This window comes from Exiguobacterium sp. SH0S7 (assembly GCF_004337195.1).
GTDB lineage: Bacteria > Bacillota > Bacilli > Exiguobacteriales > Exiguobacteriaceae > Exiguobacterium > Exiguobacterium aurantiacum_A.
The window spans coordinates 37,588-50,566 of record NZ_SJVA01000012.1 but is presented as its reverse complement, the minus strand read 5'-3'; the positions used below and the strand labels follow the sequence as shown (position 1 = coordinate 50,566).

The following is a 12,979-nucleotide window of genomic DNA, read 5'->3' as shown; positions in this document are numbered from 1 at the left end:
GGGTTCCGCCGATTTCCTGCGCTCGACTTGCATGTATTAGGCACGCCGCCAGCGTTCGTCCTGAGCCAGGATCAAACTCTCCAAAGAATTTGATATAGCTCTTGAAAATGACGAAGCTTGCGCTTCAATCAAAACTTGTAAAACTTTTTTTGCCTCATCGTTCAGTTTTCAAAGTTCGTCAGTTAAGATGGTGGGCCTAAGTGGACTCGAACCACCGACCTCACGCTTATCAGGCGTGCGCTCTAACCGGCTGAGCTATAGGCCCATAATAAAAATGGTGCACCCTGAGAGATTCGAACTCCCGGCCTTTAGATTCGTAGTCTAACGCTCTATCCAGCTGAGCTAAGGGTGCATGGTGCGGTCGAGAGGACTTGAACCTCCACGGTGTTAACCACCACTAGGCCCTCAACCTAGCGCGTCTACCGATTCCGCCACGACCGCAGCGTAATTAAATGTTACGAGGAATAAAAATGGTGAGCCATGCAGGGCTCGAACCTGCGACCCTCTGATTAAAAGTCAGATGCTCTACCAACTGAGCTAATGGCTCAAATATAAGCTGGGCTGGAAGGGATCGAACCTTCGCATGTTGGAATCAAAATCCAATGCCTTACCACTTGGCTACAGCCCAACGTAAATGGCGGTCTTGACGGGATTTGAACCCGCGATCTCCTGCGTGACAGGCAGGCATGTTAACCCCTACACCACAAGACCAGTATACGCGCTTAAATTTGAAATGGTGGAGGATGACGGGATCGAACCGCCGACCCCCTGCTTGTAAGGCAGGTGCTCTCCCAGCTGAGCTAATCCTCCGAAATGGTGACCCGTACGGGAATCGAACCCGTGTTACCGCCGTGAAAGGGCGGTGTCTTAACCGCTTGACCAACGGGCCATTTGTTTGATTGATGTTTTCTAAAAAGTAAGTGGCGGAGACGGAGGGATTCGAACCCTCGCACCGGTTTCCCAGCCTACTCCCTTAGCAGGGGAGCCCCTTATAGCCGCTTGGGTACGTCTCCAAAATAAAATGGCTCCGCAAGTAGGATTTGAACCTACGACCTACCGGTTAACAGCCGGTTGCTCTACCACTGAGCTATTGCGGAACGTTGCTTGAATTTTTCAAAGTAACGATTTAAATTGTAACCGCAAACCCGAAACGTGTCAATCACTTTTTTAGAAAAGTTTTAATTTTTCATGCCGCGCTCTTGGCGACCTCTATAAGATATCACGGTCAAAAACGACCGTCAACACTTTTTAATAAAAAAGTTGAGCAAAATGAAACCACTTTGCTCAACTCCGACTTTCTTCTTACTAAATATCGATTTATTGTTTTTTAGGCTCTAGCATCGTCAGGCTGATCCGACCCCGGTTGGCATCGACTTGCTCGATCCAGACGGTGACGATGTCCCCGACCGCGACGACGTCGAGCGGATGTTTGACGTAACGGTTCGACAACTTCGAGATGTGGACGAGCCCGTCCTGTTTGACCCCGATGTCGACGAATGCCCCGAAGTCGATGACGTTGCGGACCGTCCCTTGGAACTCCATCCCGACCTGCAAGTCTTCTAAGTTCATGACATCCGTCCGTAAAAGCGGCTTTTGAATATCCTCACGTGGATCACGGCCCGGTTTGGCGAGCGACTTCAAGATGTCTTCGACCGTCGGCAATCCCGCCTCAAGCGTTTCGCTGAGCACTCGGGCATCGACCGACTTCAACCGATCTCGCAACTCGGCCGTGCCGACCGCTGCTTTCGAGACACCGAGTTCCTTCAATAGAGATAACGTCAACTTGTAACTCTCTGGGTGGATCTCGGTTTGGTCGAGCACGTCGCTCCCGTTCGTGATGCGAAGGAAGCCAGCTGCCTGCTCATACGCCTTCACCCCAAGACGTGGCACTTTCTTGATTTCTTTGCGGGTATTGAAGCGCCCGAACTCATCACGATACGCGACGATGTTTTTTGCCGTCGTCTTATTGAGGCCCGATACGTACGTGAGCAACGACTCGGAAGCTCGGTTCACATCGACACCGACCATGTTGACGACGCTCTCGACGACGAACTCGAGTGAGCCTTTCAATTTTTTTTGACTGACATCATGCTGGTACTGTCCGACCCCGACCGATTGCGGGTCGACTTTCACAAGCTCGGCCATCGCATCTTGGATCCGACGGGCGATCGATACAGCCGAACGTTCTTCGACTTTCAACTCCGGGAACTCAGATCGCGCAATCTCGGAAGCCGAGTACACGCTGGCACCGGCTTCATTGACGATCGCGTACGCGATCTCACGCTCGGCCGTCTTCAGCCAGTTCGAGACAAATTGCTCGGTCTCACGCGAAGCGGTCCCGTTGCCAATGACGATGACGGAGATCGGATAGCGTTTCACGAGAGATGAGAGCACTTTTTCTGAACCGGTCACGTCATGCTTCGGCGCCGTCGGATAGAACACGCCGACTTCTTCGACTTTCCCGGTCTCGTTGACGACGGCCCACTTACAGCCGGTCCGGTAGGCCGGGTCGATGCCGAGCACGACAACTTCACGGAGCGGTGGCTGCATATAGAGCTGCTTCAAGTTCTTAGAGAAGACGTCGATCGCTTGTTCTTCAGCCGTCTCGGTCAACGAACTACGGATTTCACGTTCGATGGCCGGGAAGACCGATTTCTTGAACGCGTCCTTTATAGCGAGCGTCACGACATCTCGTTTCTCGGTCGGAAGACGATCGAACTTACTGAGTGCTCGTTTCAAGAACAACGTCTCGTCAAAGACGAGCTTCACTTGGAGCACGTCGGTCCGCTCACCCCGGTTCAACGCGAGGATGCGGTGCGGCACGATACCGACCACTTTCTCCTCGTAGTCGTAATACTGGGCGAACACTTCTTTCTCATCTTCTGCCGCCTTTTTCTTTTGGGACCGGAGGAGCGCCTCGTTCCGCACTTTCGTCCGCAGCGTCTGGCGGAGCGCTGCCTCTTCCCCCCACTCTTCCCCGATAATTGCTTGTACGAACGGAAGCGCCTCTTCTAGCGCCAGTTCACCCGTGAGTCCCTCCGCTTGTTGCACCGAATAAGCAGATGCTTCCCGGAACCAGTCGGCGAGCGGCTGCAACCCCTTCTCTCGTCCTTGCTCGGCTTTCGTCCGGCGCTTCGGACGATACGGCAAGTAGATGTCCTCGACTTGTTGGAGACTCGTCGCGACCTCGATGGCCCGTGTCAGCTCCGGCGTCGCCTTCTCGAGTTCTTCGAGTTTTGCGAGGACGTCTGTTTTCCGTTTTTGGAGACTCTCTTCGTATTGGAGCGAGTCGAGGATCGCTTTGATCTCGACTTCGTCCAAATTCCCCGTCATCTCTTTTCGATAGCGGGCCATGAACGGGATCGTCGCTCCGTCCGACGCAAGTTGTTGTACCGTCTCGATTTGACTCGTCTTCAGCTTCAATTCGTTCGCAATCTTCGTAATCAATCGAATCACTTCCTTTTCTCTTCTCTATTGAAGTGTAGCAAACTCTGTAGTAGACGACAAAAAAACGATGACCGTTTAGTCATCGTTTGAGAATACTTCGTTGAGTGGGACTTTGATGGCCTCACGCAATTTCTCGAGCGCGCGTCGCTGTAGACGTGACACGTGCATCTGGGAAATACCGAGGAGTTCGCCCGTCTCTTTTTGACTCATGTTTTTATAGTAAGCACATTCTAAAATCGCTTGTTCCCGCTCGTTCAAGACGCTGAACGCCTTTTCTAGAATGAGGCGCTGGTCGACTGACTCATACCCACGCTCTTGGCTGCCGACGAGGTCGAGCAGTGTGACCGTGCTGCCTTCATTGTCCGCTTCGATTGAACTGTCGACCGAGAGCGCTTGATAGCTCTTGCCCATCTCGAGCGTTTCGAGAATTTCTTCATCGGAAACGCCAAGGTAGTCGGCGATCTCATCGATGCGCGGTGACCGTTGCAGTTCTGTCGTCAGCTCTTCGACCGTCTTCTTGATTTTCGGTCCAAGCTCCTTGATCCGACGCGGTACGTGAACGCTCCACGTCTTGTCACGGATGAAACGCTTGATTTCACCGATGATCGTTGGAACAGCGAATGATTCGAAGCTGCGTCCGAACTCCGGGTCGAAACGGCGAAGTGCGGCGAGCAACCCGATCATCCCGACTTGCACGAGGTCATCATGGATGGCCCGGCCACGCGAGAATTTTCGAGCGAGCGCTTCAACAAGGTCTGAGTATCGGTTGATGAGGAGCATCTGGACTTCTTCGTTTTGATCGTCCTGTTGATAGCGCTCAATCCACTCTAATACTTCATCATCACTGTGATGGCGTTGTTGAGATTTTGCTGGCACTCTGATCCACCTCGTCCCTGTTAAGGAGTTTCGTCATCGTCACTTTGACACCGTTGTCCTTGTTGATCGAGACGTTATCCATTAACGCTTCAATGAGGAAAAGACCGAGTCCCCCTTCGTGAAGCGATTCGATTTCCGCCGTCTCCTCGACCGGAGCCGCTTGGCGTTTCACGTCGTCCGCGAACGTCTTGCCCGAGTCTTCGATCGTCATCTCGAGGCGGTCGTCGTGGACGCCGCAAGTGAGCTTCACTTCGCCCTCTTGGTCTTCATAAGCGTGCTGAACAGCGTTGCCACACGCTTCCGAGACCGCGATTTTAATATCCTCGATCTCGTCGTACGTATATCCCATACGGTTAGCGATTCCTGAGACGACTAAACGGACCACGCCGACATATTCCGGTTTGGCCGGGAACGTCATCACCGTCTGTTCGATGTTACTCATTTCGTGCCACCTCTTACGTTTGTATTGATCGACAATAACTTGTCTAAGCCTGTCAATTCAAAGAGACGGTTGACGCGATCGGTAACGCCGACGAGCGACAACTCTTTCTCGTTACGTTTGGCAATTTTAAGTGCGCCGACGAAGACGCCGAGACCTGTTGAGTCCATATAGTCGACTTCGTCTAAATGAACGATGACATCTTGTTCCGTAATCGCCGGGTGCAAGACCTCTTTCAATTTTGGTGCCGTATATGTGTCTACCTCTCCAGAAACGTAAAGGTGTAATTGTTCTCCAATGACTTGCTCGCGAATCGCTAAATCCATTGTATATTCCCTCCTAATGTTACGCATAGAAAAATTGAGTACGATTAATCATATTTCCCTTGTTTCAGGATTTGAAACCACTTTTATCAATCTTTTTGAAAAAAAACCGATACCCATGTACCGGTTTAGTTATATGTAAGCTAGAGCGGGATTAATCCCATACTGATCTCTAGCGCTCGGTCAACTTTGTGCATCGTCTCATCATCGAGATGAGTGACTTTATCCGTCAGACGACGCTTATCAATCGTTCGAATCTGTTCAAGCAAAATCACGGAGTCTCGTTCGAGGCCGTGTTTGACTTGATATACTTCCACATGAGTCGGCAGTTTTGCTTTCTGGATCTGAGCCGTAATCGCAGCGACAATGACGGTCGGGCTAAAGCGATTGCCGATATCGTTTTGAATGACGAGAACCGGACGAACTCCACCTTGCTCTGAACCGACTACGGGCGACAGATTCGCATAAAACACGTCACCACGCTTTACGATCACTCCGCTCACACCCCGCTTACTTGACGTAAGAGAGCATGTTCGGCTTCCGTCTCAATCATCAGCATCTCTTCTGCCATATTCAAATTAAACGCGGCCATCTCTTGATAGCCTTTCGCCAATTCTTCACGCAGTGCTTGTTGTCGATCAGCAATTTCCTTAGACAAGTACGTCACTACATCGTTCAATGACAGTGATTCACGATCTTTCATCGAAATCGGACTCACATGCTGCGAGAACCGATCTGGAACGGACACTAGAGTACCCGCAGTTCGCTGTTTCAACATCTTGCACCTCCAGAATCGTTTCGGTGATTGGCGGAATTTTTCCCGCGTTCTTTATCAATATAACACGCAAGAATGGGAAAATATAGAGGATTCACGAAAGAATTCAGATAATTTCACACGTTTATGATTTACACGTAGCGCCGTGGCAATCGACTCGTCAATTGACAAACGACCTCGTAATTGATGGTCCCGAGGTGTGACGCGAGTTCATCGATAGCGACCGGCCCGCCGATCAACGTGACGACGGTGCCGACCGGAAACTCGTGCGGGAGGCGGATCATGAAGCGGTCCATGCACACCCGTCCGACGATCGGGCAACGCTCGCCCTCGACGTCGACTTCGAAGCCGCTCGCCTTGCGGATCCAGCCGTCGGCATAACCGACCGGTACCGTCCCGATCCATTCATCGGCCGTCGTCGTGTACGTCGCACCGTAGCTGACCGTCTGCCCGGCTTCAAGCGTCTTCACTTGCATGAGTCGGCTCTTCAATGTGAACGCCGGTTTCAAGAACGCATACGCCGACGCCATCTCGCTCGATGGGTATAACCCGTACAGCGCGATGCCGACACGGACAAGGTTATAGGGAACATCTTCTCCGGCCATCCGGATCGCCCCGGCCGAGTTCGATGTATGAATGTAGCGGAAGCGCGGGATGAGTCCGTCGATCAACTGACTGAACCGCTTTTGTTGCTCGTAATAGAGCGGACTGTCCGGTTCGTCGGCCGTCGCGAAGTGTGTATAAATCCCTTCGACATCAAAGTGGTCGTCGGCTGCGTCGAGAAGTGCGTCAAGTTCGGCCCGCGTCCGCAAGCCGAGACGCCCCATGCCCGTGTCGACTTTGACGTGGACGGTGAGCGGCCGCTCGGTCACATACGCTTTCGCCTCACGTAACCAGTCGGCCGAGAACACGGAGAGCGTCACATCATGCTCGGCCGCGACTCCAGCGTATTCTGGGAACTGTGCTTCCATGACGAGGATCGGGGCGGTGATACCGGCGTCTCGAAGCTCGATCGCTTCTTCAAGCAAGGCGACTCCGAGCATCGTCGCCCCGTTCGCGAGCGCGATGTTCGCGACCTCGACGGCCCCGTGCCCGTAGGCGTTCGCTTTCACGACTGCCATGAGCGCTTGCGGGATACGTTTTTTGATTTCGATGATGTTGTGGGCGATCGCCGCCCGGTCGATTTCAATCCAACTTGGACGAAACATGGTGATCCCCCTCTTCAATGATGACTTGTGCGACGGCGTACCGTTCGCTATGGCTGATACTGACATGAATCCGGCCCTGGTGAGGCGCCATCATATGCGGGCGTCCCGTCTCGTCCGGCAGTACTTCGATCTGCTGCCACGACAAACCGCGGGCGATGCCTGTCCCGGCCGCTTTGGCGTAGGCTTCTTTCGCCGCGAACCGCCCGGCGACGAACTCGATTCGACGTTCGTCTGAATACGTGAGGGCGAGCCCGCGCTCTGCCTCCGTCAGCAACCGGTTCATAAAGCGAGGTTGTTCGATCGAGCGAGCGATTCGTTCTAGCTCGACGATATCGATTCCGATTCCCGCAATCATAGGACACTCGCTCCTTTCCTTTTTCACTCGTTTCCTTATACAATTAAGAAAAGAGGTGATGCTATGTTTAGTCGTACTGAGAATGTTCAAACGTTCGTACGGGCATATCCGCTCGTAACGCTGTTCATTGTAATCCAACTGCTCGTGTTTGTCATCGGTTCTTTGGTGCCCGACCTCCGCATCGTCGCGCTCGGAGGCTCGTTCCATCTCGCGCTCGCCCAAGGCGAATGGTACCGTCTCGTGACAGCAAACTTCATTCATTTAGATCTTGGTCATTTGCTGTTTAACTCGTTCGCGTTGATCATTTTCGGCCCCGCCATGGAACGCATGGTCGGTCATGTGAAGTTCGCCGTGTTTTACATTTTAGCTGGGGCACTCGCCAACTTGTTGACGTTCTTCACGGTGAGCGAACTGTTCTATTTGCAAGCTGGTGCTTCGGGTGCGATTTTAGCGATTCTCGGCTTCTACGTGTTCATCGGCCGTTTCCGTCGTACGCTCATCAACAGTCAAGATGCGCGACTCGTCTTCATCTTCGTTGCGATCAGCGCCGTCTTCACGCTCATCGGGGCGAACGTGTCGCTGTGGGGACATGTCTACGGCTTCTTGGCCGGGTTCTTGCTCGCGATCCCGCTGTCTCGTTTCACGGTGCCTTACTCGCGTCCGCTCCGTTACGGGAAGTACAAGCCGCGGAAGTACGCTCCGCCTGTCGTCCACTCGAGCGACAGCAAATGGATTTTCTACGTCATTATCGGGCTCGCCGTTTTCGGCTTGTTCGCACAGTTCTTATGAAAAAATGGCCAAGCGCTCAGCGCTTGGCCATTTGAATTAGATCTGATTTTTATGACGTGCGTCTTGGAGCGCGTCGACCAAGTCTTTGACGTCTTCGACGAGGTTTTGGATCGTGTCTTGATTTTCTTCGTACAACGCCTTCAAGTCCATGACGCGATCTTTCAAGCTGCTTTTCGATGAGGCTTGGAGCCCGACCGAATGTGATTGCGTCGATGTGTCCGTCGACTTGAGTCGTGACTTCATCCCTTTGAGCTGTCTGATCTGCTGATCGCGTGTCTCTTTGTGGAGCAGCGATGCGCTGGCACCGATAATGGCACCTGCCGCCAAACCCATCCAGAAGTAGTTCTTGTTCATAAAAAAATCCTCCCCTAACGTGACGTTATGTTTATTATAAGTTATCCGGTTCACTGACGACATAGTGTTTTATGATCGGACCGGCCCCTTTTTGTTCGATGGCTTCTTTCAATCGTTCTTGAAACAATAAGTAGTCAGTCGAATCACGGAACCGATTTCCTTCTTCAGTGAATTGAATGATGACAATCCCGTGGTTGTCATCCGGGTCAACGCCGAGCCGATACGCGGCAAATCCGTTGTGCCCAGACCCGAGACGGGACTTTTCTTTCAGCAATCGGTGGAACAAAAGCGACCGGGCGTTCGAGTCGACCGGGATGTTCGCATAGATGATATTCCCTGTCGCCGCGAATTGTCCTGCCGCTTCTTCGATTTGGAACGTCTTTCCACTCTGGAACGGGGACTTGTCCCCTTCGGCAAGCAAGATTGTCTCGTTGCCGCTCGCGACGATGACGCCCGGTTCCTTGCGCAACCGGTCGGCGACACTGCCGGAGGCGAACGTCATAAACAGTTTAGACAAGTTCCTCACAGCCTTTCGCGAGCATGATGTCCTTCTCTGTGATGCCTCCTTCGTCGTGTGTCGACACGGTGAGCGTGACGTTGCGATACTCGATCAATATGTTCGGATGATGGTTGAGCGTCTCGGCCATATCGGCGACGAGATGAACGAATTGGATCGCCTCCGGAAACGTCTCGAGGCGATACGTTTTTTGTAACTCCCCTTCGACGACTTCCCAGCCCGGTAATCGTGACAACTGTTCAGACAGTTCGGTCGATGACAAAATCATCAGCTGATTCCCCTTTCGATTGCAGTTCCTCTTACACTTACTACCCGACCAAGCGCGAAAATAATCTTTTTCGCATGCCGCAAAATGATTTAGAATAAGAAAGATAGCCAAATCATTCTTCACAAGAGAGAGGAGACTTCCCATGCGGGCATTGATCGTCATTGATTATACGTTTGATTTTATCGCAGACACGGGTCGTTTGACTTGCGGGAAACCCGGGCAAGACATAGAAGAACGAATCGTCCAGTTGATCGAGGAATTTTCAACAGAGGACTACGTCGTCGTCGCGAACGACGTCCATGACGCCGGCGACACGTATCACCCTGAAACGACGTTGTTCCCACCCCACAACATTCGGGGCACGGAAGGTCGCGAGTTGTACGGCGCCGTCAAAACCGCCGCCGAACGCGCCGATCATTGGATCGACAAGACGCGTTACAGCGCCTTCGCAGGCACAGACCTTGACCTTCGCCTACGTGAGCGCGGCATCCATGAAGTCCATCTCGTCGGTGTATGCACCGACATCTGTGTGCTCCATACGGCCGTCGATGCGTACAACCTCGGATACAAGATCGTCGTCCATGCGGATGCGGTTCAAAGCTTTAACCCGGTCGGACACGACTGGGCGCTCGAACATTTTGTCACGACCCTCGGAGCAACTGTGACCGGGAAGTGACGCCAAACAGAAAGGAAACTACAATGTTACATCGCAACTTAGCGCTTCATACCGACCTTTATCTCCCACGCTGGATGTATATTTATTGGAAACAAGGCCGTCATAACGAAAAAGTCGTCTTCGACCTTTACTACCGCTCGAACCCGTTCAGCGGCGGTTACGTCGTCTTCGCCGGCTTGCAAAATATCGTGCACTATTTAGAGAACGTCTCGTTCACGGAAGCCGATATCGCTTATTTAAAAGAACAGCTCGGGTTCGAGGACGAGTTTGGTGACGTCCTCCGCAACTTCAAGTTCACCGGTTCTCTCTATAGTGTGCGCGAAGGTGAAATCATCTTCCCGCACGAACAAGTCGTCCGGATCGAGTCGACGATCTTCGAGGCGAAGCTGTTCCAAACGGCGCTCCTCAACATCGCCAACCATGAGTCACTCATTGCCTCGAAGTACGCCCGAATCCGTCAAGCCGCGCCGAACGAGACGTTGCTTGAAGGCGGAGCTCGCCGTGCCCAAGGCGTCGACGCTGCCTACTACGGGACGCGTGCCGCTTACATCGCCGGCTTCGACGTGACGAGCCTCGTTTCGGCAGGACGTGATTTCAATGTCCCGACCGGAGGGACGATGGAGCACGCCGACATCCAGTTCCATGATGACGAGCTCGAGGCGTTCCGTTCGTTTGCCGAGATGTACCCGGATAACACGAGCCTGTTGATCGACACGTACGACACGCTCAAATCGGGGCTCCCGAACGCCATCACGGTCGCAAAAGAGCTCGAGGCGAAAGGATACCGCTTGAAATCGGTCCGTCTCGATTCGGGCGACCTTGCCTACTTGTCAAAACGGGCCCGGAAAGCATTGAACGCGGCCGGTCTCGACTACGTCAAAATCGTTGTCTCAGGTGACCTCGACGAGTACGTCATCCAAGACTTGCGGATGCAAGGCGCTGAAGCCGACACGTTCCTCGTCGGGACGCGCGGGATCACGGCTTACGAACAGCCGGCCCTCGGGATGGTGTACAAGCTCGTCGCCCGTGAAGGAGCTGACGGCGAGTTGAAACCGGTCATCAAAGTGTCGTCCTCAAAAGTGAAGACGACGACCCCGCACAAGAAAGAACTTTACCGGATTATTGATAACGAGACGGGCAAGTTCAAAGGGGATTATATCGCGCTCGCCGACGAACCGGTCGAGACGTATACGGAGATCGACTTGATCGACGTGCGTGACCCGGCGTTCCGGATCAAGACACGCAATTTCACCGTCAAACGTTTGCTCGAACCGATCTTCCTAGATGGGAAGCGCGTGTACGACTTGCCGAGTGCGACAGACATCCGCCAGTATCACCATGAGCAGATGAACGGACTATGGGAAGAGTACAAGCGACTCCGATTGCCAGAAGTGTATGCGGTCACGTTCAGCAAGCCGCTGTGGGATTTGAAGCTCGAAATGATCCGTCAAACACGGATTCCAAAATAAAGAAAAGGTTACGGGGACATCCCCGTAACCTTTTCTTTATGCGGTCGTCATTTCGTGCGCATGGAGTTTATCTTCTTTTCTCCGAAAGTAAAGTGCGATCGAAAGGGAAATCAAAATCAAGATGAAATAGATGGTCCGCTGCCAAAACGTCGCCTCCGTGTCCCCCTGGAACAAGGCGATGATATAGTCACTCCCACTCACGAAGAACAGTCCCGCGAGTAAAAGAAAGATGCGATACCCGGCTCGACTCCGTTCTTGCTTTACTTTGAAGAAAAGGACACCGTAATAACCGATTGCTAGGATCGTGATATATCCGATTATGCCAACAATCCAACTCATGGTGATGCCTCCTTATCCTCTAATATTCACATCGCTTCCCCGTTATCGTAACACAATCTTCGATTCAGACTATGTTAAGATGAGTTAAAGAAAACGTGGAAGGGATCGATACGATGAAAACGTTCCGTCTGGTCCAAGTCCGCCTCGTCCAAGACGAGTACGGCAACGAGTTGAACCTCCCGATCGAGCTGCTCGACGGGTTGATCATCTCGAAAGAACACGATAATGAATGGCTCCTTGAAATGCTCGTCCCGACCGAATTTGCCGTCATGCTCCACCACTATTTGAATAAACGGATCCTTCTTTTAGCAGAGGCGGTCATCACCTCGGCCAACAACCGTCCCGCGGCCATCGCGATGACGTTCACGAGCGAGCGTTCGCTGTCGAACCATCACACGTTCGTCGCTGAAGGGTTGATGCTCCTGCCAAAACAAGATCCGACGAAACAAGTTCTCGACTCCTTGATCTCAGAAGGGGTGGCCGACGCCAATCTCAAACCATCGTTCTTCGAAAAACAAGTCGAGCAGCAACAGTCGTTCAGCCGCTCCGCCTTCACCCAGCTCGTCAAGACAGGATCGTTCGAATAAGCGAACGGTCTTGTTTTTCTTTCCCCGTTTTTGGAAACGGCTCAACCAAAAAAGGCGAAGAAGTTTCTCCGCCTTTAGATATACATGAAAAACAAGATGACCATCATCGTCATCCCGATGACTTTGAGCACGGTGCTACCAAGGAATGCGAGCACCGTCCCGACGCCGATACTCCACGCCTCGCGCGTCGTTTTCCCGAGCGTGAGCTCCGCTAAAAACGCAAAGATGAACGGGAAGATGAGTACACCGACGAGCGGGAAGATGAACGGTCCGGCGATCAAACCGATGGTCGCACCCCACTTCGCCCGTTCCGAGCCGCCGCGCTTGTCGACTGTCGCCCGTGTGACGATGTAGTCGACCGCAAACAAGAAAATCAAGAACAGGATTTGCCAGAGCCAAAACGTCCATGTGAGCGGTTCAAATGAGAATCCGAATCCGTAAATCACATAACCGATGAATAAGAACAGCACGCTCGGGATGACCGGATAGATCAAACCCGCGAACGCGACAACAAATGATGCGATGATGAAAATCCAGAGCAATGTCGTCATGAGCTT

The 12,979-nt window shown here is 52.6% G+C and carries 17 protein-coding genes, 10 tRNA genes and 1 rRNA gene; 4 read left to right on the top strand and 24 right to left on the bottom strand.

The annotated features are described in order from the left end of the window. The 19 genes from EVJ22_RS13265 to acpS form a co-directional block, all read right to left on the bottom strand. Positions 1 to 87: ribosomal RNA gene (locus EVJ22_RS13265) — 16S ribosomal RNA — on the bottom strand; the annotation flags it as partial. A 101-nt stretch (positions 88 to 188) separates the two neighbouring features. Then, positions 189 to 265, bottom strand: a tRNA-Ile gene (locus EVJ22_RS13260). A 10-nt stretch (positions 266 to 275) separates the two neighbouring features. Continuing rightward, positions 276 to 352: transfer RNA gene (locus tag EVJ22_RS13255), tRNA-Arg, on the bottom strand. Position 353: 1 nt separating this feature from the next. Beyond that, positions 354 to 441: transfer RNA gene (locus EVJ22_RS13250), tRNA-Leu, on the bottom strand. Between the two features lie 30 nt (positions 442 to 471). Beyond that, a tRNA-Lys gene (locus EVJ22_RS13245) sits at positions 472 to 547 on the bottom strand. 9 nt (positions 548 to 556) lie between these two features. Beyond that, positions 557 to 628 (bottom strand) — tRNA-Gln (locus EVJ22_RS13240). A gap of 7 nt (positions 629 to 635) precedes the next feature. Next, positions 636 to 711 (bottom strand) — tRNA-Asp (locus EVJ22_RS13235). Between the two features lie 23 nt (positions 712 to 734). Further along, positions 735 to 810 (bottom strand) — tRNA-Val (locus EVJ22_RS13230). Positions 811 to 814: 4 nt separating this feature from the next. After that, positions 815 to 889, bottom strand: a tRNA-Glu gene (locus tag EVJ22_RS13225). 32 nt (positions 890 to 921) lie between these two features. Further along, positions 922 to 1,013: transfer RNA gene (locus EVJ22_RS13220), tRNA-Ser, on the bottom strand. Positions 1,014 to 1,022: 9 nt separating this feature from the next. After that, positions 1,023 to 1,097 (bottom strand) — tRNA-Asn (locus EVJ22_RS13215). 220 nt (positions 1,098 to 1,317) lie between these two features. Beyond that, the gene (locus EVJ22_RS13210) at positions 1,318 to 3,456 is read right to left on the bottom strand and encodes a Tex family protein (protein WP_233589716.1); all 2,139 of its coding nucleotides are present in this window, start codon (positions 3,454 to 3,456) and stop codon (positions 1,318 to 1,320) included. Between the two features lie 66 nt (positions 3,457 to 3,522). Next, the gene (sigB, locus tag EVJ22_RS13205; protein WP_016510526.1) at positions 3,523 to 4,323 is read right to left on the bottom strand and encodes an RNA polymerase sigma factor SigB; all 801 of its coding nucleotides are present in this window, start codon (positions 4,321 to 4,323) and stop codon (positions 3,523 to 3,525) included. Next, positions 4,289 to 4,765 (bottom strand): anti-sigma B factor RsbW, encoded by a 477-nt coding sequence (gene rsbW, locus EVJ22_RS13200; RefSeq protein ID WP_070329224.1) that lies wholly within the window; start codon positions 4,763 to 4,765, stop codon positions 4,289 to 4,291. Before rsbW ends, sigB begins: the two co-directional genes overlap by 35 nt. Then, complete coding sequence (locus tag EVJ22_RS13195) at positions 4,762 to 5,088, bottom strand: STAS domain-containing protein (RefSeq protein ID WP_016510528.1); 327 nt, start codon at positions 5,086 to 5,088, stop codon at positions 4,762 to 4,764. Before EVJ22_RS13195 ends, rsbW begins: the two co-directional genes overlap by 4 nt. A gap of 140 nt (positions 5,089 to 5,228) precedes the next feature. Next, a complete protein-coding gene (locus tag EVJ22_RS13190) occupies positions 5,229 to 5,579 on the bottom strand; it encodes a type II toxin-antitoxin system PemK/MazF family toxin (protein ID WP_016510516.1) in 351 nt (116 codons plus the stop codon). A gap of 5 nt (positions 5,580 to 5,584) precedes the next feature. Further along, complete coding sequence (locus EVJ22_RS13185) at positions 5,585 to 5,863, bottom strand: hypothetical protein (protein WP_131444070.1); 279 nt, start codon at positions 5,861 to 5,863, stop codon at positions 5,585 to 5,587. Between the two features lie 128 nt (positions 5,864 to 5,991). After that, positions 5,992 to 7,068 carry an alanine racemase gene (alr, locus tag EVJ22_RS13180; protein WP_131444069.1) on the bottom strand — a complete coding sequence of 359 codons (1,077 nt, stop codon included), beginning with the start codon at positions 7,066 to 7,068 and terminating at the stop codon, positions 5,992 to 5,994. Continuing rightward, the gene (acpS, locus tag EVJ22_RS13175) at positions 7,046 to 7,423 is read right to left on the bottom strand and encodes a holo-ACP synthase (protein ID WP_131444068.1); all 378 of its coding nucleotides are present in this window, start codon (positions 7,421 to 7,423) and stop codon (positions 7,046 to 7,048) included. Before acpS ends, alr begins: the two co-directional genes overlap by 23 nt. Positions 7,424 to 7,486: 63 nt before the next feature. Here acpS and EVJ22_RS13170 point away from each other — a divergent pair, with 63 nt between their 5' ends. Further along, on the top strand, positions 7,487 to 8,212 hold the full coding sequence (locus EVJ22_RS13170; protein ID WP_071398910.1) for a rhomboid family intramembrane serine protease: 726 nt from the start codon (positions 7,487 to 7,489) through the stop codon (positions 8,210 to 8,212). A 36-nt stretch (positions 8,213 to 8,248) separates the two neighbouring features. On the opposite strand, the gene EVJ22_RS13165 is transcribed toward EVJ22_RS13170, so the two are convergent. The 3 genes from EVJ22_RS13165 to EVJ22_RS13155 are packed head-to-tail and all read right to left on the bottom strand — an operon-like array spanning position 8,249 to position 9,351. Beyond that, positions 8,249 to 8,566, bottom strand: a complete 318-nt coding sequence (locus EVJ22_RS13165; RefSeq protein ID WP_070329219.1) for a hypothetical protein — start codon at positions 8,564 to 8,566, stop codon at positions 8,249 to 8,251. Positions 8,567 to 8,600: 34 nt separating this feature from the next. Continuing rightward, positions 8,601 to 9,083 (bottom strand): hypothetical protein, encoded by a 483-nt coding sequence (locus EVJ22_RS13160; protein WP_233589715.1) that lies wholly within the window; start codon positions 9,081 to 9,083, stop codon positions 8,601 to 8,603. Then, a complete protein-coding gene (locus EVJ22_RS13155; protein ID WP_070329217.1) occupies positions 9,076 to 9,351 on the bottom strand; it encodes a 4a-hydroxytetrahydrobiopterin dehydratase in 276 nt (91 codons plus the stop codon). Before EVJ22_RS13155 ends, EVJ22_RS13160 begins: the two co-directional genes overlap by 8 nt. A 142-nt stretch (positions 9,352 to 9,493) precedes the next feature. Here EVJ22_RS13155 and EVJ22_RS13150 point away from each other — a divergent pair, with 142 nt between their 5' ends. Then, the gene (locus EVJ22_RS13150; protein WP_071398908.1) at positions 9,494 to 10,027 is read left to right on the top strand and encodes a cysteine hydrolase family protein; all 534 of its coding nucleotides are present in this window, start codon (positions 9,494 to 9,496) and stop codon (positions 10,025 to 10,027) included. Between the two features lie 23 nt (positions 10,028 to 10,050). Beyond that, complete coding sequence (locus EVJ22_RS13145) at positions 10,051 to 11,496, top strand: nicotinate phosphoribosyltransferase (protein WP_070329215.1); 1,446 nt, start codon at positions 10,051 to 10,053, stop codon at positions 11,494 to 11,496. A 36-nt stretch (positions 11,497 to 11,532) separates the two neighbouring features. Here the strand turns inward: EVJ22_RS13145 and EVJ22_RS13140 are convergent, their stop codons facing one another. After that, positions 11,533 to 11,835: a hypothetical protein gene (locus tag EVJ22_RS13140; protein ID WP_071398906.1), complete on the bottom strand. Its 303-nt coding sequence runs from the start codon at positions 11,833 to 11,835 to the stop codon at positions 11,533 to 11,535. A gap of 113 nt (positions 11,836 to 11,948) precedes the next feature. Between EVJ22_RS13140 and EVJ22_RS13135 the strand changes: the two genes are divergently transcribed. Further along, the gene (locus EVJ22_RS13135) at positions 11,949 to 12,422 is read left to right on the top strand and encodes a YwpF family protein (protein ID WP_070329230.1); all 474 of its coding nucleotides are present in this window, start codon (positions 11,949 to 11,951) and stop codon (positions 12,420 to 12,422) included. 74 nt (positions 12,423 to 12,496) lie between these two features. On the opposite strand, the gene EVJ22_RS13130 is transcribed toward EVJ22_RS13135, so the two are convergent. Next, positions 12,497 to 12,973, bottom strand: a complete 477-nt coding sequence (locus tag EVJ22_RS13130) for a DUF456 domain-containing protein (protein WP_070329213.1) — start codon at positions 12,971 to 12,973, stop codon at positions 12,497 to 12,499. Positions 12,974 to 12,979 lie beyond the last annotated feature (6 nt).

Bases quoted from the DNA above. Each gene is read 5' to 3' on its own strand.
- rsbW (WP_070329224.1), bottom strand. From the start codon at position 4,765: ATGAGTAACATCGAACAGACGGTGATGACGTTCCCGGCCAAACCGGAA.
- EVJ22_RS13195 (WP_016510528.1), bottom strand. From the start codon at position 5,088: ATGGATTTAGCGATTCGCGAGCAAGTCATTGGAGAACAATTACACCTT.
- EVJ22_RS13185 (WP_131444070.1), bottom strand. From the start codon at position 5,863: ATGTTGAAACAGCGAACTGCGGGTACTCTAGTGTCCGTTCCAGATCGG.
- alr (WP_131444069.1), bottom strand. From the start codon at position 7,068: ATGTTTCGTCCAAGTTGGATTGAAATCGACCGGGCGGCGATCGCCCAC.
- acpS (WP_131444068.1), bottom strand. From the start codon at position 7,423: ATGATTGCGGGAATCGGAATCGATATCGTCGAGCTAGAACGAATCGCT.
- EVJ22_RS13170 (WP_071398910.1), top strand. From the start codon at position 7,487: ATGTTTAGTCGTACTGAGAATGTTCAAACGTTCGTACGGGCATATCCG.
- EVJ22_RS13165 (WP_070329219.1), bottom strand. From the start codon at position 8,566: ATGAACAAGAACTACTTCTGGATGGGTTTGGCGGCAGGTGCCATTATC.
- EVJ22_RS13155 (WP_070329217.1), bottom strand. From the start codon at position 9,351: ATGATTTTGTCATCGACCGAACTGTCTGAACAGTTGTCACGATTACCG.
- EVJ22_RS13150 (WP_071398908.1), top strand. From the start codon at position 9,494: ATGCGGGCATTGATCGTCATTGATTATACGTTTGATTTTATCGCAGAC.
- EVJ22_RS13145 (WP_070329215.1), top strand. From the start codon at position 10,051: ATGTTACATCGCAACTTAGCGCTTCATACCGACCTTTATCTCCCACGC.
- EVJ22_RS13140 (WP_071398906.1), bottom strand. From the start codon at position 11,835: ATGAGTTGGATTGTTGGCATAATCGGATATATCACGATCCTAGCAATC.
- EVJ22_RS13135 (WP_070329230.1), top strand. From the start codon at position 11,949: ATGAAAACGTTCCGTCTGGTCCAAGTCCGCCTCGTCCAAGACGAGTAC.
- EVJ22_RS13130 (WP_070329213.1), bottom strand. From the start codon at position 12,973: ATGACGACATTGCTCTGGATTTTCATCATCGCATCATTTGTTGTCGCG.